Origin of the sequence: Peribacillus sp. NPDC058075 (genome assembly GCF_042885195.1) — a bacterium.
GTDB lineage: Bacteria > Bacillota > Bacilli > Bacillales > DSM-1321 > Peribacillus.
Window position 1 is genome coordinate 1016432 of sequence record NZ_JBHVSL010000001.1, and the last position, 19146, is coordinate 1035577.

The window sequence follows — 19146 nt, forward strand, 5'->3', positions numbered from 1 at the left end:
GAGGAGAAATTCAGTGTTCTCATATCTGACATGTATTAAAACATCTAGGGAGGATTCCTTTATGGAAATTTTTAAATATCTTGAGAAGTATGATTACGAGCAATTGCTATTCTGTCAGGACAAACAATCGGGTTTGAAAGCGATTATTGCCATTCATGATACAACTTTAGGGCCTGCGCTTGGAGGCACAAGGATGTGGACATATGCATCTGAAGAAGATGCCATTGAAGATGCCTTAAGGCTTGCAAGAGGAATGACATATAAGAACGCCGCAGCCGGCTTGAACTTAGGCGGGGGGAAGACCGTCATCATCGGCGATCCGCGCAAGGATAAAAATGAAGAGATGTTCCGTGCATTCGGAAGGTATATCCAAGGGCTGAATGGGCGTTATATAACAGCTGAAGATGTAGGTACAACGGTTGAGGATATGGATCTCATTCATGAGGAGACGGATTTTGTCACTGGGATTTCCCCTGCATTCGGTTCTTCGGGTAATCCTTCCCCTGTAACTGCATATGGGGTATACCGAGGCATGAAGGCGGCTGCAAAAGAGGCATTCGGAACCGATTCTTTAGAAGGCAAGGTGGTTGCGGTCCAAGGCGTCGGGAATGTTTCTTATAACTTATGCCGTCACCTTCATGAGGAGGGCGCCAAGCTGATCGTTACGGATATCAATAAAGAAAGTGTGGCCCGTGCGGTTGAATCCTTTGGGGCGACTGCAGTGAATCCTGATGAAATTTATGGAGTCGACTGTGATATCTATGCACCTTGTGCATTAGGGGCTGTCATAAATGATCATACAATCAATCAAATCAAGGCCAAGGTCATTGCAGGTGCGGCCAATAATCAATTAAAAGAACCTGTTCATGGCGATCAAATTCATGAAAAAGGTATTATATACGCTCCCGATTATGTTATTAATGCAGGTGGAGTCATAAACGTGGCCGATGAGCTTTTAGGGTATAATCGGGAAAGGGCCCTTAAGAAAGTGGAAACGGTTTATGATACAATTGAAAGAGTCATCGAGATTGCAAAACGTGATCAAATCCCAACTTATAAAGCTGCGGATAGAATGGCAGAGGAGCGAATTGCTCGCATGAGGAATTCAAGGAGCCAATTCTTGCAAAATGAAAAACATATCTTGAATGGAAGAAAGTGAATGTAGTTTTACAAGATTAGATTCCTGTGTTTTTTTTTATAAACACAGGAATTTTCATCATGGATAACGTAATAAACATAGGGCAAGTAAAAATGGTGACAAATTGTTTGTAATTGTGAGGAGGAGTGGTTTTGGCTGAAGAATTTGACCTCGTTATCCTCGGAGGAGGAACAGGCGGGTATGTGGCGGCAATAAGGGCTGCTCAATTAGGATTGAAAACGGCTGTCGTGGAGAAAGGCAAACTCGGCGGAACGTGTCTACATAAAGGCTGTATCCCTTCGAAAGCACTTTTAAGGAGTGCGGAAGTATATCAGACTGCAGTGAAAAGTGAAGAATTCGGTATTGTTACCGGGGATGTAAAGGTAAATTTCCTTAAGGTGCAGGAAAGAAAGAATAAAGTAGTCGATCAACTCCATAAAGGAGTTCAGCACTTGATGAAACAAGGAAAGATAACGGTTTATGAAGGGTTAGGGCGTATACTTGGTCCTTCTATATTTTCACCGATGCCTGGGACAATTTCCGTGGAAATGAATGATGGCAGTGAAAATGAAATGCTCATTCCTCAGAATGTCATCATTGCAACGGGTTCGCGTCCGAAGACACTGCCAGGTTTAGCGATTGATGGGGAATTGGTGCTTACATCGGATGAAGCTCTAAAGCTTGAGAGCCTGCCAAAATCAATGATTATTGTAGGCGGTGGAGTTATCGGCATTGAATGGGCTTCGATGCTTAATGATTTTGGTGTGGAAGTGACAGTATTGGAATATGCAGATAGAATCATCCCGACTGAAGACCATGATATTTCCAGTGAAATGCTTCGTCTCCTAACGAAAAAAGGAGTCAAGTTCGTTACAGGTGCCAAGGTAATGCCTGAAACCCTGAAAACGGATGCTTCAGTATCCATTTCTGCTGAAGTCAAAGGTTCGGCAGAGGAATTCACAGCTGAAAAAATGCTTGTTTCAGTAGGCAGATCAGCAAATGTTGAAGGAATCGGCCTTGAAAATACGGAAATTGTGAAAGAAAAAGGTTTTATTGAAACCAATGATTTCTTCCAAACGAAGGAATCACATATTTATGCAATCGGTGATTGTATCGGCGGTCTTCAATTGGCTCACGTTGCCTCCCATGAAGGTATTACGGCCGTCGAACATATCGCAGGCCAAAAACCGGAACGGCTGGATTATTCGCTCATTTCAAAATGTGTGTATTCAAGCCCTGAAGCTGCAAGTGTCGGTTTGACGGAAGAACAGGCAAACAAGGAAGGCTATGACCTTAAAATTGGGAAATTCCCATTCCGTGCAGTTGGTAAGGCCCTTGTTTTCGGGGAAGCGGATGGCTTTGTAAAAATCATCGCCGATAAGAATTCGGATGACATATTGGGCGTTCATATGATTGGGCCACATGTTACGGATATGATTTCTGAAGCGGGACTTGCAAAAGTGCTTGATGCGACACCTTGGGAGATAGGCAAGACAATTCATCCGCACCCAAGTCTTTCTGAAGCAATCGGTGAGGCGGCCCTTGCTGTCGATGGACGTGCCATTCATTCTTAAAGAATAAGGTCAGGAGGTTTTATGATGGTAGAAAAGCGTCATGAACAATTAGGCTTAAATGAGGAAACGGTTTTAGATATGTACCGGACAATGCTTTTGTCCCGCAGAATTGATGAGCGCATGTGGCTTTTAAACCGATCCGGGAAAATTCCCTTCGTGATTTCCTGCCAAGGGCAAGAAGCTGCACAGGTTGGGGCAGCGTTTGCGCTAGATCGGCAAAAGGATTATGTACTGCCTTATTATCGGGATGTAGGTGTGGTACTTACCTTCGGAATGACCGCAAAAGACTTGATGCTTTCCGGTTTCGCCAAAGAGGAAGATCCCAATTCCGGCGGGCGCCAAATGCCAGGTCATTTTGGTCAAAAGAAAAATAGGATCGTCACTGGTTCATCGCCTGTAACGACACAGGTCCCGCATGCTGTTGGAATTGCCCTTGCGGGGAAGATGGAAGGTAAGGATTTGGTAACATTCGTAACGTTTGGGGAAGGTTCATCAAATCAGGGCGATTTTCATGAAGGGGCCAACTTTGCAGGTGTGCACAAGCTGCCGGTCATTTTCATGTGTGAAAATAATAAATATGCGATTTCAGTTCCTATTGAGAAACAGCTATCGTGTGAAAATGTTTCCGACAGGGCGATCGGCTATGGAATGCCTGGAATAACAGTGGATGGCAATGATCCTTTGGAAGTTTATGCAGCGGTGAAAGAAGCGGCTGACCGTGCACGAAGGGGAGAAGGTCCTACACTGGTGGAAACCGTTTCATACAGGCTCACACCTCATTCAAGTGATGATGATGACCGAAGCTACCGGACGGCGGATGAAGTGGCTGAAGCCAAAACGAAGGATTCCATAATGACATTTGGAGCGTATTTAAAAGAAGTGGGAATCATGGATGAGGACCTTGAGAAACAAATGAATGATGAAGTCATGAAGATAGTCAACGAAGCAACCGATTATGCTGAAAATGCTCCATATCCGAAGGCTGAAAGTGCTATGAATCATGTGTATGCACAAAAGTAAGGGGGTAATAGAATGCCAGTGATTTCATATATAGATGCCGTGACAATGGCAATGAGGGAAGAGATGGAACGTGATTCCCGTGTATTCGTATTGGGTGAGGATGTAGGAAAAAAAGGTGGGGTCTTTAAAGCCACTAATGGTTTATACGACCAATTCGGTGAAGCCAGGGTCATCGATACCCCGCTCGCTGAATCTGCAATTGCAGGAGTCGGCATTGGAGCCGCCATGTATGGGCTTCGGCCGATAGCTGAGATGCAATTCGCTGATTTCATCATGCCTGCCATTAATCAAATCGTTTCAGAGGCAGCCAAAATTAGATATCGTTCTAATAATGACTGGAGCTGTCCAATGGTAATCCGTGCTCCATATGGCGGAGGGATTCATGGAGCTCTTTATCATTCACAATCGGTTGAAGCAATCTTTGCCAATCAGCCGGGTTTGAAAATAGTGATGCCTTCTACCCCTTATGATGTAAAGGGTTTGCTTAAAGCTGCCATTCGCGATGAAGACCCAGTGCTTTTCTTTGAACATAAACGCGCGTACCGCTTGATCAAGGGTGAGGTACCTACTGAAGATTATGTACTACCAATCGGTAAGGCGGATGTGAAAAGGGAAGGAGAAGACATTACTGTCATCACCTATGGCCTTTGTGTGCATTTTGCCCTTCAGGCAGCAGAAAAATTAGCTGCAGATGGAATTTCTGCACATGTTCTTGACTTGCGTACCGTCTATCCTTTGGATAAGGATGCTATCATAGAAGCGGCTTCTAAAACAGGGAAAGTATTACTGGTTACGGAAGATAATAAAGAAGGCAGCATCATGAGTGAGGTAGCAGCCATCATTGCCGAGCATTGCCTTTTTGATTTGGATGCCCCTGTAAAACGATTGGCGGGACCTGATGTACCAGCCATGCCATATGCGCCTACTATGGAAAAACACTTTATGGTGAATCCTGATAAAGTGGAAAAAGCAATGAGGGAATTGGCCGAGTATTAATGACTGTTAAGAAGGAGGAACGAATTATGGCTATGGAATTAATGAAGATGCCTCAACTAGGCGAAAGTGTCACAGAGGGGACCATCAGTAAATGGCTAGTGAAGCCTGGGGATCATGTCACGAAATACGACCCGCTAGCTGAAGTGATGACGGATAAAGTAAATGCTGAGGTTCCTTCTTCCTTTACGGGCATCATCAAGGAATTGAAAGCGGATGAGAATCAAACATTGGCAGTCGGGGAAGTCATTTGCTCAATTGAAGTTGAAACGGCAAAGACGGATAACGATAATGCTGGGCAAGCTGTTTCTCAGAGTGAGGGAAATGTTGATGCACCTGTTACAAGAGAAGTGCAGCAAGCGGCTGAACCATCAAGGAAAGCTCGCTATTCGCCTGCTGTGTTAAAACTTTCTCAGGAGCATGGAATCGATCTTTCAAAAGTTAAAGGAACGGGGAATGAGGGACGGATCACCCGTAAAGATTTACTGAAACTTGTTGAATCAGGGAATCTTCCTAAGGCGGATGAGCCTTCCGCAATATCCGATTCGGCTCCTGAAGAGATCGCCCCTCCAGTTAGTCGACAAATCAGTCCCGTAACAAACGTGCCGACTGCTGCTGGTGACAAGGAAATACCTGTTACCGGAATCCGTAAGGCAATTGCGTCCAATATGTTGAAAAGTAAGCACGAAATCCCGCATGCTTGGACGATGGTGGAAGTTGACGCAAGCAATATGGTGAAGTTGCGTGATAATCTAAAATCCGACTTTAAACAAAAAGAAGGCTATAATTTAACGTATTTTGCCTTTTTCGTAAAAGCGGTTGCTCAAGCCCTTACGGAATTTCCAGAGCTCAATTCGATGTGGGCAGGAGAAAAAATCATCCAAAAGAAAGAAATCAATATATCAATAGCCGTTGCAACTGAAGATGCCTTATTTGTACCGGTCATTAAAAATGCAGATGAAAAATCAATCAAAGGTATAGCAAGGGAGATACAGGAACTTGCATCCAAAGTAAAGGCGGGTAAGTTAAAAGCAGAGGATATGCAAGGTGGTACGTTCACTGTTAATAACACTGGCTCATTCGGCTCTGTCCAGTCCATGGGGATCATCAATTATCCACAGGCCGCCATTTTACAAGTTGAAACGATTGTAAAACGCCCAGTGGTCATAAATGACATGATTGCAGTACGAGATATGGTGAATCTCTGTTTATCACTTGATCATCGTGTATTGGACGGATTGGTATGCGGACGATTCCTCGCGAGGGTTAAAGAAATCATCGAAAAGATTTCCAAAGATAACACTTCCATATACTAAATTGAAGAAAAGGAAGCCCGAAGGATTCCTTTACACTGTAGGCAAACTTGATGAATCGAGTTTGCCTACAGTTTTTTTATGAGTGGTAAAGTTTGAACGTTATTAGGAACTTCAGGCATGGGGTCTCCCTGAATGCGCTATTCTAAACAGGAGTCTTGCAAACCGTTCCAATCACCAGATGAGGGTGGCCCCTGAACATAATTAGTCTAGCTGTTATCGATTTCCCGTTCACTTTTGATTTAGTCAAAGATGAAGGATGCCGAAGTCTTTCGTCAAAGTTTAACCCTGCCATTTCTCTTTTCCGTAGAAAAACATCGACAAAAATTTTATTTTTGCTATTATTTTATTATGAGCTGTTCTAATACAGATCAGGGGCTGTACATGTTTATAAGAGGCGAAATAGGCCAGTGTTTTTCTTTATCTCAGATTTGCTAATTTCTATTGTCTTAAATTTTAAGAAAAATATGGTAGAATGTTAGTATAATCCAGATTAAATTGACGGGAGGGTGGTTTTCTTATCCAAAACTGACTGAGCGTTCGTTCTCCCAATGAAGGGAAAGGGCGTATGAGGCGGCTAATGATAAGAAAGCGATTACAGATGGATCTGAAAGATGTAAAAAACATAACCTTTCCTAAGCCTTCTTTTGAAGAGTGGAAAGAAGCTGCGGAAGCAAGTTTAAAAGGGAAAAGTGTAGAAAATCTAAAAACGAATACATATGAGGGCATCACTTTATATCCGCTCTATACAGAAAAGGCGATATTAAAGGAGAAGGTAGCTGAATTGCCAGGATTCTTCCCTTTCACCCGAGGAACGTCCCCAACGGGATATCATGAAAAACCTTGGCTTGTCGTTCAGCCTGTAAGCGGTATCACGGCTGAAGAAGCAAATGAAAAGATGAAAGCTTCTTTCAAGCGCGGTCAAAATGTCGTGGCATACCCTGCACGATTGCTTGTCGAGGGAGCAAGGGCTGAAAAATTGTTTAAGGATATCCCATTAAAGGAAATCCCGGTTTTCATTGACATTAAGGGGAAACAAAAAGGATTATTCCCTCAATTCAAAGCGGTTGCCGAAGCACAAAATACCCAATTGACAGGCGTTATTGCTGAAGATCCCATTGCAGAATGGCTCATTTGCGGTCAGCTGCCAGAAGATACGGATAACTATTTTGCAGACTGGCTGAAGACAATCCAAGATTATCAGAAGGTAGGCACGGATTTAAAAACAGTTTTGATTAATACGGCAGTCTACCATAATGGAGGAGCCAATGCCGTACAAGAAATAGCTTACGGATTAGCAGCAGCCGTCCAATATCTATTGGAAGGGCAAAAGCAAGGTCTTTCTATTGCTTCGGTTTCCGAAAAAATAGTATTTTCTTTTGCAGTGGATTCAAATTACTTCATGTCCATTGCTAAGCTACGGGCTGCAAGAAGGCTTTGGGCAGGCCTGGCAGAAGCTTTCGATACAGCATCGGACCATTTTAAAATGGCGATACATGCCGTTACTTCCGAGTTGACAGAAACGCTATATGATCAGCACGTCAATATTCTTCGGACAACAAACCAAGCCTTCGCTGCCGCTATTGGAGGCATTCAATACCTTCAAATTCATCCATTCACACACGCAACCGGTGAAACCGATGATTTCTCAGAAAGAATTGCCCGAAATACTCATTTGATTTTAAAAGAAGAAACAAATATCACAACTGTGGTCGATCCTGCTGGCGGTTCATGGTATGTTGAGCAACTAACGGATGAACTGGCTGAAAAGGCTTGGGCGAAATTCCTTGAAATCGATGCAGCTGGAGGGATTCTTGAGTTAATTAAACAAGGAACCCTTCAGAAGGAAATAGCTGAAGTTTACAAAGAAAAAGTTCAAAATGCGGCTTTCAGAAAAGAAAGTATCATCGGAACGAATGTATATCCGAATCCGGCTGATAAGATTAAAACCACGACACAGGATAACCATGTGTCATATATGAAAGTTGAGAAGCCGGTTGGCATTACCCCACTTGACTTGGATCGGGTATCCATTCAGTTCGAACAGTTAAGACTACGCAGTGAAAAGTATAAAGAAATTAGTGGGACGGCTCCAACTATTGGTTTAATTAATTTGAAAAATCTCAAATCCTATAAACCTCGTGCAGATTTCGTTACAAGTCTTGCTGCGGCAGGTGGTATTGAAACAACCGGCAGTAAGGGGTGTCAAAGCGTTGAGGAAGCAGTCGATTATGTAGCTGCGACCAAACTTCCTATCTATTGTGTTTGCGGCAGTGATGGTGACTATTCGGAATTAGCACCAATCACCATTAAAGAAATTAAAAAGCAATTTCCTGAAATCACTATTTATAGTGCCGGCAAGCAGCAAGAAGAATTTGAGATTACACTAAGTGAAGCAGGAGTCAAAGATTTTATCCATGTCAAAACGAATGCAATAGCCATTTTAACGGAATTATTGCATAAGCTAGGGGTGAACTGAAATGAAAAAACCGAATTTTTCTGCTATAAATCCTGCTAAGTCCGAGGTTAAAGGTACGTTGGAAGCATGGAAAAAGGAAGCCGAAAAAGCCGTTGGGAAAAACATTGAGAATCTTTTGTTTGAAACCAATGAACAAATAAAAATCAAACCGCTTTATATTGAGGAAGATAATCGTGACTTGGAGCATATGGAAAGTGTACCGGGCATCGCTCCTTTTACAAGAGGGCCCTATCCTTCGATGTATGTCAATCGTCCTTGGACGGTACGTCAGTATGCAGGTTTCTCGACTGCTGAGGAATCCAATGCGTTTTACAGACGTAACCTTGCGATGGGGCAAAAAGGGCTCTCAGTTGCCTTTGATTTAGCTACACACCGCGGTTATGACTCCGATCATCCACGTGTTGTAGGTGATGTGGGAAAAGCGGGAGTTGCCATCGATTCAATTCTTGACATGAAAATCCTGTTCGACGGCATTCCGCTTGATCAAATGTCCGTGTCCATGACGATGAACGGCGCAGTATTACCGATCCTTGCATTTTATATCGTGACAGCTGAAGAACAAGGCGTAACACAGGATAAGCTTTCAGGCACGATTCAAAATGACATCTTAAAGGAATATATGGTTCGCAATACGTATATTTACCCACCAGAAATGTCCATGAAAATCATAGCTGATATATTTGAGTATACATCTAAATATATGCCCAAGTTCAATTCCATTTCCATCTCCGGCTATCATCTGCAAGAAGCGGGGGCGCCGGCTGATATCGAACTTGCCTATACGTTGGCGGATGGGCTTGAGTATGCACGCACCGGAATGAAAGCAGGTATTGATATCGATAAATTCGCACCACGCCTGTCATTCTTCTGGGCTGTAGGAATGAACTATTTCATGGAAGTGTCGAAAATGCGGGCGGCTCGTTTCATTTGGTCAAAACTGATGAAACAATTCGAGCCGAAAAATAATAAAGCGATGGCATTGAGAACCCATTCCCAAACCTCCGGCTGGAGCCTCTCGGAGCAGGATCCGTTTAACAATGTCGCAAGGACCCTTATTGAAGCGCATGCGGCTGCACTTGGGCATACACAATCCCTGCATACGAACGCACTGGATGAGGCCATTGCCCTGCCAACGGATTTCTCGGCACGCATAGCACGTAATACACAGCTATATCTGCAGGAGGAAACGGGGATCACAAAAGTAATCGATCCATGGGCAGGCTCATACTACGTAGAATCACTCACAAATGAATTAATCGAACGGGCTTGGGCTCACATAGAGGAAATCGAAGGCCTTGGCGGAATGGCGAAGGCTATTGAAACCGGCCTTCCAAAAATGAGGATAGAGGAAGCCGCTGCAAAGCGTCAAGCTAAAATCGATTCTCAAGATGAAACGATTGTAGGCGTAAATAAATATCGTTTGAAAAAAGAAGATCCGATTGAAATACTGGAGATTGATAATACAGCAGTTCGCGAAAGTCAGCTTAAGCGTTTGAGCGAATTAAAAGCGAAACGTGATCAGGAAAAGGTGGTTGAAGCCCTTCAGGCGCTATCCATGGCTGCCAGAACTGGCGATGGTAACCTTCTTGAACTTGCTGTGCAAGCTGCAAGAGTACGGGCTTCATTAGGCGAAATCTCCGATGCGATCGAAGAGGTTGCTGGACGTCACAAAGCAACGATCCGTTCGATCAGCGGTGTATACAGCTCGGCATACTCAAAGGAAGCAGAAATTGAGGAAGTCGTCCGCATGACGGAAGAGTTTCTTGAAAATGAAGGAAGAAGACCGCGTTTGTTAATGGCTAAAATGGGTCAGGACGGTCATGATCGCGGAGCTAAAGTAGTCGGAACGGGGTTTGCGGATTTGGGCTATGATGTCGATATCGGTCCATTATTCCAAACACCAAAGGAAACCGCCGTCCAGGCCGTGGAAAATGATGTGCATGTAGTCGGAATGAGTTCGCTTGCTGCCGGCCATAAAACCTTGTTGCCGCAGCTTATTACGGAACTGAAGAACTTGGGGCGTGAGGACATTATAGTGATTGTAGGCGGCGTCATCCCTGCACAGGATTATGATTACCTAATGGAAAATGGAGCTACAGCCATTTTTGGACCTGGTACGGTCATTCCACAAGCAGCAAAGAAAGTGCTTCAGGAAATATACAATCGCCTCGGATATGAGGAAGTGGCTCAATAATGAGTGAAGACAAGAAGCCCGAATGGGTCGATCAGAACAATCAGGAAGGTTTTGCTTCTTCATTAAAGCCAGGTGTAGAATTAGCAGCAAGCCATAACAAACCTTCTACAAGCAAATTCGTCAAAAAACATAATGTAAACATACCGGTCCATGAACTTAAAGAGGGAATCATAAAAGGTGACAGGGCCATGCTAGCTAAAGGCATTACATTGGTTGAAAGCAATGCATCCCACCACTTGGATCATGCACAGGAATTATTGCATAGCATCCTTCCTCATACAGGAAATTCGATTCGCATCGGGATTTCCGGAGTGCCCGGTGCCGGAAAAAGTACCTTCATCGAGACGTTCGGAACCTACTTATGTGACAGGGGCCATAAGGTTGCCGTTCTAGCTGTCGATCCAAGCTCCTCGATCAATGGCGGAAGTATACTAGGCGATAAGACAAGGATGGAGGAGCTGGCAAGAAACCCCCATGCCTTCATTAGACCCTCTCCATCCGAAGGCACTCTAGGAGGAGTTCACCGCAAAACGAGGGAAACGATGTTGCTTTGTGAAGCGGCAGGATTTGATGTAATACTGATTGAAACTGTCGGTGTCGGTCAGAGTGAAGCTATAGTTCGAAGTATGGTCGACTTCTTCATGCTCCTTGTCCTTACAGGTGCCGGAGATGAATTACAAGGGATGAAAAAAGGGATTCTGGAACTTGTGGACGGAATTGTGGTCAATAAAGCCGACGGAGAGAATATTCCGCTGGCGATTAGGACGAAGTCCGAATATAGCCGAATCTTGCACTTCCTTCAGCCAGCAACAAAAGGATGGGCAGGGAAGGCATATACTTGTTCAGCCATAACCGGTAAAGGAATTCCTGAGCTTTGGGATGTATTGAATGAATTTTCCGATTTGACCAAGGAGTCGGGTGTTTTTCAAGAACGGAGAAGAATGCAATCTAAGGAATGGCTTTATTCATTGATGGATCACCAGCTTAAAACGATGTTTTATAAAAATGAAACCGTCAAGAGTCTTCTCCCAATACTCGAGAATCAAGTGATGTCAGGGAATAAAACGGTCACTGCTGCTGTTAAGCAGGCTTTTCAATCTTTTACCGATACATTTAAGTCAAATTAAAAAGAAATGGGATGGGGCAGGCGTGTATTGTTTCCCACGCCTGCCCCATCCTTTTGTAAGTCTTGTTGTAACACACATGATTCCCGCTTACCTTTCGTTTTAAACGTGTTCGGAAATGGTTTATGCAGTTTTGACAGGTAAATATATTGAATCACGAAGTGGCAATTGTTATGATAGGGTAGAAGAGAAAACTTGGAAGGAGCACATGCCATGAATATGGATTTTAATTTTTTAATGAACGACGTAGTCAAACAGGCTCGCGATGAGATAAAGACTGCTGGATATACAGAATTGACTACTCCCGAGGAAGTAGAGGAAGTATTTGCACAAAAAGGAACGACACTTGTTATGGTCAACTCCGTTTGTGGCTGCGCCGGGGGAATAGCTAGACCTGCAGCGGCACATGCAATCCATAATGATAAACGCCCAGATCAGCTTGTAACCGTTTTTGCTGGGCAAGATAAAGAGGCGACGGAGAAAGCCCGTGATTATTTCGAAGGATATCCGCCGTCATCTCCATCATTTGCATTGCTGAAGGATGGAAAAATCATCACGATGATAGAACGCCATGAAATTGAAGGGCACCATCCGATGTCTGTAGTAGAAAAATTACAAGACTACTTCGATCAATATTGCGAAGAAGTGTAAACCATAGCGATAACCTAAAAAACCCGCCCAATCGGCGGGTTTTTTTTATTCATGATTTTGCATAAGTCTTGGACATTTAGGAAAGAAGATAGATAAGGCGAACCGAAATATTCCCTTTTGAAAAAAAGCGCGAATCCAGTAAATTAATTATAGTAATATTCTGAAAAATGAATCTATTATTTACGTTATTGAATAATTATTAGAGTGTGTTAAAATACACATTAGTGTATGAATATTAGTTATTCAAATTTTAACTAAACCGAATTTACTAACAAGAGAATTTAAAATATCATTTTGGAGGAATAATAATGAAGTTGAAAAAGCAGTTAGCATTGTTGCTTACTTCTGTTTTATTAGTAGGTATTTTAGCGGCATGCGGAACATCAGAGAAAGAAGATAAGAGCACAGCTGACAAGGAAGACAAAAAGGTCCTTGTAATGGGAACATCTGCGGATTATCCGCCATTTGAATTTGTTGAAACGTCTAAAAGCGATGAAATCAAAGGATTTGACATTGATATTGCTAAAGCAATCGGAAAAAAATTAGGTTATGAGGTCCAAGTGAAGGACATTGACTTTAATAGTCTTGTGCCTGCTCTGGAAAATAAATCGGTCGATTTCGTTATCTCTGGAATGACTCCAACTGAAAAACGCGAGCAATCAGTCGATTTCAGTGATATTTACTATACAGCTAAAAACATGATCATCACGACAGAGGACAGTAAGATCAAAACGGTTGAAGATTTAAAAGGGAAAACGGTAGGCGTACAGCTTGCATCCATCCAGGAGACATTGGCAAATGACTTGAATAAAGCCCAAGATATCGGGATGAAAGTTGAAAAACGGAATCGTATTCCTGAGGTTGTTCAAGAAATGTCTACAGGACGTTTTGACGCCGTGATCATGGAAGATACTGTGGCAAAAGGCTACTTGAAAGATAATAAAGAGTTGGTGGGCCATTTGATCAAGTCTGGTGATCAAGATGCCGGTTCCGCAATCGCTTTCCAAAAAGGAAGCAAGTTAACTGAAGAATTCAATGCCGAGTTGAAAAAAATGATGGAAAATGGTGAAATGGAAAAATTAATATTAAAATGGTTCGGTGGCAGTGAAACTGAATAAAAAAGAGAGATGAAAAGCGTTCAGAATGCCATCTGAACGTTTTTCCGCGCTTTATTGTTAATAAAATGAAGCAGGAGAAAGGCCCGTAACGGTCTTCATAAGAGAGGATGAATGGAGTGAATCTGGAATTTGAAAGGATTATGCCTTCCCTTCCATATATCCTGGAGGGGATACCGACTACATTAAAGGTTGTAGCGGTAGCGGCAGTAATCGGATTTGTTTTGGGAATATTATTATCTATACTTAAAATCAGCAGAATCAAGCCCTTAAATTGGATTGCTGACTTTTATACATCCATTTTTCGCGGTACCCCTTTAGTGCTGCAATTAATGCTGATTTATTTTGGTTCACCACAAATATTAGGGATTCAAATCGAAGCGTTCCAAGCAGCATTTTTAGCATTCGGGCTAAATTCAGCGGCATACATCTCTGAAATTATCAGGGGAGGGATTTTAGCAGTCGATAAAGGCCAACGCGAGGCTTCCCTTGCACTTGGTGTTCCCTATTCAGGAATGATGCTTAATATTATCCTGCCGCAGGCCATCAAGAATATCCTGCCATCCCTTGTGAACGAATTGATTTCCTTAACGAAGGAATCAGCCGTCGTCACGATAATTGGATTAGGGGATATCATGCGCCGTTCTTATATTGTCGGCGGTGAGACATATAAATTCTTCGAGCCGATATTATTTGCCGGCCTCATTTATTATGTGATGGTCATGGTTCTCACCATCTTAGGCAAAGTGATTGAAAGGAGAATGAGACGCAGTGATTAAAATTGATGGACTCAAAAAAAATTATGGCAAGCTCGAGGTATTAAAAGGAATCAGCACCGAGATAGGGCAAGGTGAAGTGTTAGCGATCATCGGTCCATCCGGGTCGGGAAAATCAACTTTCTTGCGCTGCATCAATATGCTTGAAACTCCAACAGATGGTCAAATCAGGTTCAAAGATCAAATCATCACTGAAAAAAAGACCAATATCATGAAGGTACGTGAAAATGTCGGAATGGTATTTCAGCATTTTCATTTATTTCCGCATAAAACCGTACTGGAGAATCTGACATATGCACCTATGAAGGTGAAAAAATTGTCAAAGGCCGAGGCTGTAAAACAGGCTCGTGAGCTTTTGACTAAAGTCGGTTTGGCCGATAAAGAATCGGCTTATCCGAATCGACTGTCAGGCGGACAAAAACAAAGGGTAGCTATTGCACGGGCATTGGCAATGAACCCGGAAGTAATGCTTTTCGATGAGCCGACTTCAGCGCTTGATCCCGAGATGGTAAAAGAAGTGCTCGAGGTTATGAAGTCACTGGCACATACGGGGATGACCATGCTGATCGTAACGCATGAAATGGGATTTGCCAAAGAAGTGGCCGATCGAGTACTATTCCTGGACGATGGTCTGCTCGTTGAGGAAAGTGCTCCGGAAGAATTCTTTTCCAATCCGAAAAGCCAGCGCGCAAAAGACTTCTTGGAAAAAGTTTTATAAGTTAAAGCAAATAGTATATAATTGTGAAAAAAAGGTAACGTTTAGGTTACCTTTTTTTGTTTTTTTCCTATAATGTATTTTTGCGTGAATGTATTTAGAAAAATTGGAAATTTAACTCGCAAAGGACTGTGAAAATATCTCATTTCCTGATAGTATTATAATAGATAGAGAAAGAGCCAGGTGATACATAACAATGTTTAAAATCGGATACAGGACGATTAAAACTGCTTTGGGGGCCACCCTGGCAATTATTATTGCACAAATGCTTAATCTCGAATATTTCTCTGCTGCTGGAATCATTGCGATCTTATGCATTCAAGTTACGAAAAAGAAGTCGGTGTATGCCTCCTGGCACCGGTTATTAGCTTGTTTGATTGCAATGGCCTATGCATCCCTATTGTTTCATTTCGTCGCATTCCACCCGCTGGTAATAGGTTTGATCCTCTTGATTTTCATTCCAACGACAGTTGCCTTGAAGATTAATGAGGGGATTGTAACGAGCAGCGTCATCATCATGCACCTATATGGGGCGGGTGACATCACTCTTTCCCTGCTCATCAATGAAACGATATTAATTGCAGTTGGAGTTGGAGTGGCGCTTGTCATGAACCTGTACATGCCCAGTGTCGATGACAAACTGCTGGCCTATCAGGAAAGTATCGAAGCTAATTTTAGTGCGATCTTGATGGGGATTGTCCGTTACTTAAGGGATAATGATCACACATGGGATGGTAAGGAAATCACCGAAACGGCCAATCTTCTTAATCAGGCCAAAAGCCTCGCCTTCAGGGATGTGGAAAATCATTTTTTAAGGGAAGAAGACCTGTATTACCATTATTTCAAAATGCGTGAAAAGCAGTTTGAAATAATTGAACGAATTCTTCCCCTAGTCACGAATATTCCGTTGGTCGTCAAGCAAAGCGGGATAGTGGCTGATTTTATAGAAGATTTGGCAGAAAACGTCCATCCGCAAAATACGGCCATTCTTTATCTGAAAAAGCTTGAGGAGATGGAGATTCATTTTAGGGGAATGGTACTGCCGCAGACACGGGAAGAGTTCGAATCCAGGGCCGCATTACTGCAGCTCATGAAGGAAATGGAACGCTATTTATTGTTGAAGCATTCTTTCAAGGGATTGCCCAAGCTGACCAGCAACCGAATGAAAAAGAGGCACTTGGCTTAAACTAAGCAAAAAAGTAAAGGAATTGATACAAATGAAATGGGTCCTTTCTTTGTTGCTTATGCTATCTTTATGGCCGCTTCAGGTACAAGCCCAACCTCAGTCGGTCAAGCCTGGCGATCCGTTTATCATCATCAATAAAGCGAACAATAAATTGGCGTTCATTGATGGTAATGAAGTCAAGGAGATTCTGCCGGTCGGTACGGGAAAGAGTCAGGAACTGACGCCTGAAGGGATTTTTACGGTAAAAGTAAAAGCGGTCAATCCATATTACCGGAAAAAGAATATTCCTGGAGGCGATCCAAGGAACCCTCTGGGGTCGCGGTGGATTGGATTCGATGCACGAAATACCGATGGGAGGATTTACGGCATTCATGGTACGAATCAGCCATCATCAATTGGTAAATACATATCAAATGGCTGTGTACGGATGCATAAATCCGATGTAGAGCGTTTGGACGAAAAAGTCCCCATCGGCACTAAGGTGTTAATCACCATATCGAACGAGGATTTCAAAACGTTGGCAAAGAAAAATGGAGCGATAAAATAAAGAGAGGGAAGCGTTGCTTCCCTCCCCATTACAGAGTCTATTACAAAAGAAATGCGATACCTGATAATAAGCTTGTTAATAACATTGAGATAAGCATTAAATATACGACGATTTTTCTGATTTTCTTGTTTCCCATATGCCCTCTCCCTTAAAACAGTTTAATTGATTTTATTTTAACTTGAACATTTAGTAGAAACAAGTAAAAGTATAATGTTCATATTATTCCGAACTTTAAGAGGCTTTAATGCAAGATTAGTAGTATTTTAATGGAGTCATCCAATAATACATAGCATGGAGGTTTTTATGATGATTAAAAATATCGATCATATCGGTATTGCCGTCAAGTCACTGGATGATGCCTTGCCGCTTTACACGGAAACGTTGAAATTGCAGCTTGAAGGAATCGAAACAGTGGAGAGCCAAGGAGTGAAAGTGGCATTCATCCTGGCAGGCAATACGCGTTTGGAATTGTTGGAAGCGTTATCACCGGCAAGCCCAATCGCCAAATTCATCGAAAAACGCGGTGAAGGAATTCATCATGTGGCCCTTGGCGTCGATGACATCGAAGATAGAATAAAAGAAATCAAAGAATCTGGATTGCGCATGATTGATGAATCATCAAGAAAGGGAGCGCACAATGCCGATGTTGCTTTCGTTCATCCCAAGTCAACCGCAGGTGTATTATATGAGCTTTGTGAACATGCATTATCAAAGGAGGAGCAGGAATGACGGACATCTATGATACGATCAATGACCTATATGACAGACGCCGCAAAGTGGAAATGGGCGGCGGTGAAGAAAGAATCGATAAGCAGCATGAAAAGGGCAAACTTACTGCAAGGGAAAGAATTGAACTTTTAGTTGATCCGGGTACTTTCATAGAGCTTAACCCTTTTATCAAACACCGTAATACCAATTTTGGCATGGAAAAGGCAGAAGGGCCGGGAGAAGGTGTTGTCACCGGCTACGGAAAGGTCAACGGCCGCGACATTTATCTGTTTTCACAGGATTTTACTGTTTTTGGCGGAGCACTCGGTGAAATGCATGCTCTGAAAATTGCCAATGTTATGGATTTGGCAGCGGAAAATGGGGCGCCATTCATTGGTTTGAACGATTCTGGCGGAGCTCGTATTCAAGAAGGTGTAGTTTCGCTTGATGGATATGGCCAAATATTTTACCGGAATTCGATTTATTCAGGGGTCATTCCACAGATTTCGGTCATTATGGGACCATGTGCAGGCGGAGCCGTCTATTCCCCAGCCATAACCGACTTTGTCTTCATGGTAGAAAAAACGAGCCAAATGTTCATAACAGGGCCTAAAGTCATTGAAACGGTTACAGGTGAAAAGATTTCTTCTGAAGGATTGGGTGGAGCCACTGTACATAATACCATAAGCGGTAATGCCCATTTCAAGGGGGCATCTGAGGAGCAAGTATTGGCGGACGTCAGACGTCTCCTGAGCTATCTTCCACAAAATAATGAAGAGAAGCCGCCGGTTTTGGATGCGGACGATGGAGATGACTACCGTCCGGATTTAACGGATGTGGTACCTTATGAAGGGATCCGTCCATATGATGTTAGGAAAGTATTGGAGCAGGTTGTCGATGAGGATTCCTTTATGGAAGTTCAAGAGGGCTTTGCGAAAAACATAGTGGTCGGCTTGGCGCGCATCAAAGGGAAATCAGTGGGGCTTGTCTGTAACCAGCCAAAGGTGTTGGCAGGGGGGCTTGATATTGATTCATCAGATAAGGCTGCCCGTTTTATTCGTTTCTGTGACTCATTTAACATTCCCCTAATTACGTTTGAAGACGTTTCGGGTTTTTTCCCGGGCGTTAAACAAGAACATGGCGGGATCATTCGCCATGGTGCAAAGCTCCTATATGCTTATTCGGAAGCGACAGTACCAAAATTGACGATCATCCTGCGTAAAGCCTACGGAGGGGCTTACGTGGCACTGAATAGTAAATCCATCGGTGCGGATCTTACGTTTGCATGGCCGAATGCTGAAATCGCGGTAATGGGTTCTGCTGGAGCGGCAAATATCATTTTTGCCCGTGAAATACAAAATAGCGAAGATCCGGAGGCGACACGTGCAGCTAAAATTGAAGAGTACCGTGAGAAGTTCGCCAATCCTTATGTTGCCGCAAGTCTTGGAATGGTTGATGATGTTATTGATCCCCGTGAAACCAGGATTAAGATCATTCAATCTCTAGAAATGCTACGCAACAAAAAAGAAACTCGACCATGGAAAAAACACGGAAATATCCCGTTGTAATTCAACATTACAAGGAGCCCAAACTAGTTGTTTTGGGCTCTTTTC

At 43.0% G+C, this 19146-nt stretch carries 17 protein-coding genes; 16 read left to right on the forward strand and 1 reads right to left on the reverse strand.

The genetic code is table 11. The annotated features are described in order from the left end of the window. Positions 1-61: 61 nt before the first annotated feature. The 14 genes from bcd (at position 62) to ACFVS1_RS05215 (ending at position 16825) form a co-directional block, all read left to right on the forward strand. Positions 62-1159, forward strand: coding sequence for a Leu/Phe/Val dehydrogenase (gene bcd / locus ACFVS1_RS05150; protein ID WP_241589680.1), 1098 nt, complete (start codon positions 62-64; stop codon positions 1157-1159). 131 nt (positions 1160-1290) lie between these two features. Then, positions 1291-2712: a dihydrolipoyl dehydrogenase gene (lpdA, locus tag ACFVS1_RS05155; RefSeq protein ID WP_352920048.1), complete on the forward strand. Its 1422-nt coding sequence runs from the start codon at positions 1291-1293 to the stop codon at positions 2710-2712. Positions 2713-2736: 24 nt separating this feature from the next. Continuing rightward, positions 2737-3732, forward strand: a complete 996-nt coding sequence (locus ACFVS1_RS05160) for a thiamine pyrophosphate-dependent dehydrogenase E1 component subunit alpha (protein WP_352920051.1) — start codon at positions 2737-2739, stop codon at positions 3730-3732. A gap of 12 nt (positions 3733-3744) precedes the next feature. After that, positions 3745-4728 (forward strand): alpha-ketoacid dehydrogenase subunit beta, encoded by a 984-nt coding sequence (locus ACFVS1_RS05165; RefSeq protein WP_241615810.1) that lies wholly within the window; start codon positions 3745-3747, stop codon positions 4726-4728. Between the two features lie 26 nt (positions 4729-4754). Then, positions 4755-6041 carry a dihydrolipoamide acetyltransferase family protein gene (locus ACFVS1_RS05170; RefSeq protein WP_387545462.1) on the forward strand — a complete coding sequence of 429 codons (1287 nt, stop codon included), beginning with the start codon at positions 4755-4757 and terminating at the stop codon, positions 6039-6041. Between the two features lie 577 nt (positions 6042-6618). Next, positions 6619-8517: a methylmalonyl-CoA mutase family protein gene (locus ACFVS1_RS05175; RefSeq protein WP_387545465.1), complete on the forward strand. Its 1899-nt coding sequence runs from the start codon at positions 6619-6621 to the stop codon at positions 8515-8517. A 1-nt stretch (position 8518) separates the two neighbouring features. Continuing rightward, on the forward strand, positions 8519-10711 hold the full coding sequence (scpA, locus tag ACFVS1_RS05180) for a methylmalonyl-CoA mutase (RefSeq protein WP_352920060.1): 2193 nt from the start codon (positions 8519-8521) through the stop codon (positions 10709-10711). After that, positions 10711-11838: a methylmalonyl Co-A mutase-associated GTPase MeaB gene (meaB, locus tag ACFVS1_RS05185; RefSeq protein ID WP_352920063.1), complete on the forward strand. Its 1128-nt coding sequence runs from the start codon at positions 10711-10713 to the stop codon at positions 11836-11838. The genes scpA and meaB overlap by 1 nt, the downstream gene beginning before the upstream one ends. A gap of 210 nt (positions 11839-12048) precedes the next feature. After that, a complete protein-coding gene (locus ACFVS1_RS05190; RefSeq protein WP_034308239.1) occupies positions 12049-12486 on the forward strand; it encodes a BrxA/BrxB family bacilliredoxin in 438 nt (145 codons plus the stop codon). 314 nt (positions 12487-12800) lie between these two features. Then, the gene (locus ACFVS1_RS05195; protein WP_483878256.1) at positions 12801-13604 is read left to right on the forward strand and encodes a transporter substrate-binding domain-containing protein; all 804 of its coding nucleotides are present in this window, start codon (positions 12801-12803) and stop codon (positions 13602-13604) included. A gap of 116 nt (positions 13605-13720) precedes the next feature. Then, complete coding sequence (locus ACFVS1_RS05200; RefSeq protein ID WP_207439437.1) at positions 13721-14380, forward strand: amino acid ABC transporter permease; 660 nt, start codon at positions 13721-13723, stop codon at positions 14378-14380. Continuing rightward, positions 14373-15095: an amino acid ABC transporter ATP-binding protein gene (locus ACFVS1_RS05205; protein WP_387545470.1), complete on the forward strand. Its 723-nt coding sequence runs from the start codon at positions 14373-14375 to the stop codon at positions 15093-15095. The genes ACFVS1_RS05200 and ACFVS1_RS05205 overlap by 8 nt, the downstream gene beginning before the upstream one ends. A gap of 193 nt (positions 15096-15288) precedes the next feature. Further along, positions 15289-16278, forward strand: a complete 990-nt coding sequence (locus tag ACFVS1_RS05210; RefSeq protein WP_387545472.1) for an aromatic acid exporter family protein — start codon at positions 15289-15291, stop codon at positions 16276-16278. A gap of 31 nt (positions 16279-16309) precedes the next feature. Then, positions 16310-16825, forward strand: coding sequence for a L,D-transpeptidase (locus ACFVS1_RS05215; protein ID WP_241592380.1), 516 nt, complete (start codon positions 16310-16312; stop codon positions 16823-16825). A gap of 40 nt (positions 16826-16865) precedes the next feature. On the opposite strand, the gene prli42 is transcribed toward ACFVS1_RS05215, so the two are convergent. Then, positions 16866-16961 (reverse strand): stressosome-associated protein Prli42, encoded by a 96-nt coding sequence (gene prli42, locus ACFVS1_RS05220; protein WP_155726463.1) that lies wholly within the window; start codon positions 16959-16961, stop codon positions 16866-16868. 167 nt (positions 16962-17128) lie between these two features. Between prli42 and mce the strand changes: the two genes are divergently transcribed. Further along, complete coding sequence (gene mce, locus ACFVS1_RS05225) at positions 17129-17554, forward strand: methylmalonyl-CoA epimerase (protein WP_387545476.1); 426 nt, start codon at positions 17129-17131, stop codon at positions 17552-17554. Then, positions 17551-19101 (forward strand): acyl-CoA carboxylase subunit beta, encoded by a 1551-nt coding sequence (locus tag ACFVS1_RS05230; RefSeq protein ID WP_352920082.1) that lies wholly within the window; start codon positions 17551-17553, stop codon positions 19099-19101. The genes mce and ACFVS1_RS05230 overlap by 4 nt, the downstream gene beginning before the upstream one ends. Positions 19102-19146 lie beyond the last annotated feature (45 nt).

What these genes read in the sequence shown, in the direction of transcription:
- bcd (WP_241589680.1), top strand. Translation starts at nt 62, where the DNA reads ATGGAAATTTTTAAATATCTTGAGAAGTATGATTACGAGCAATTGCTA.
- ACFVS1_RS05160 (WP_352920051.1), top strand. Translation starts at nt 2,737, where the DNA reads ATGGTAGAAAAGCGTCATGAACAATTAGGCTTAAATGAGGAAACGGTT.
- ACFVS1_RS05165 (WP_241615810.1), top strand. Translation starts at nt 3,745, where the DNA reads ATGCCAGTGATTTCATATATAGATGCCGTGACAATGGCAATGAGGGAA.
- ACFVS1_RS05170 (WP_387545462.1), top strand. Translation starts at nt 4,755, where the DNA reads ATGGCTATGGAATTAATGAAGATGCCTCAACTAGGCGAAAGTGTCACA.
- ACFVS1_RS05175 (WP_387545465.1), top strand. Translation starts at nt 6,619, where the DNA reads ATGATAAGAAAGCGATTACAGATGGATCTGAAAGATGTAAAAAACATA.
- scpA (WP_352920060.1), top strand. Translation starts at nt 8,519, where the DNA reads ATGAAAAAACCGAATTTTTCTGCTATAAATCCTGCTAAGTCCGAGGTT.
- meaB (WP_352920063.1), top strand. Translation starts at nt 10,711, where the DNA reads ATGAGTGAAGACAAGAAGCCCGAATGGGTCGATCAGAACAATCAGGAA.
- ACFVS1_RS05190 (WP_034308239.1), top strand. Translation starts at nt 12,049, where the DNA reads ATGAATATGGATTTTAATTTTTTAATGAACGACGTAGTCAAACAGGCT.
- ACFVS1_RS05210 (WP_387545472.1), top strand. Translation starts at nt 15,289, where the DNA reads ATGTTTAAAATCGGATACAGGACGATTAAAACTGCTTTGGGGGCCACC.
- ACFVS1_RS05215 (WP_241592380.1), top strand. Translation starts at nt 16,310, where the DNA reads ATGAAATGGGTCCTTTCTTTGTTGCTTATGCTATCTTTATGGCCGCTT.
- prli42 (WP_155726463.1), bottom strand. Translation starts at nt 16,961, where the DNA reads ATGGGAAACAAGAAAATCAGAAAAATCGTCGTATATTTAATGCTTATC.
- mce (WP_387545476.1), top strand. Translation starts at nt 17,129, where the DNA reads ATGATGATTAAAAATATCGATCATATCGGTATTGCCGTCAAGTCACTG.
- ACFVS1_RS05230 (WP_352920082.1), top strand. Translation starts at nt 17,551, where the DNA reads ATGACGGACATCTATGATACGATCAATGACCTATATGACAGACGCCGC.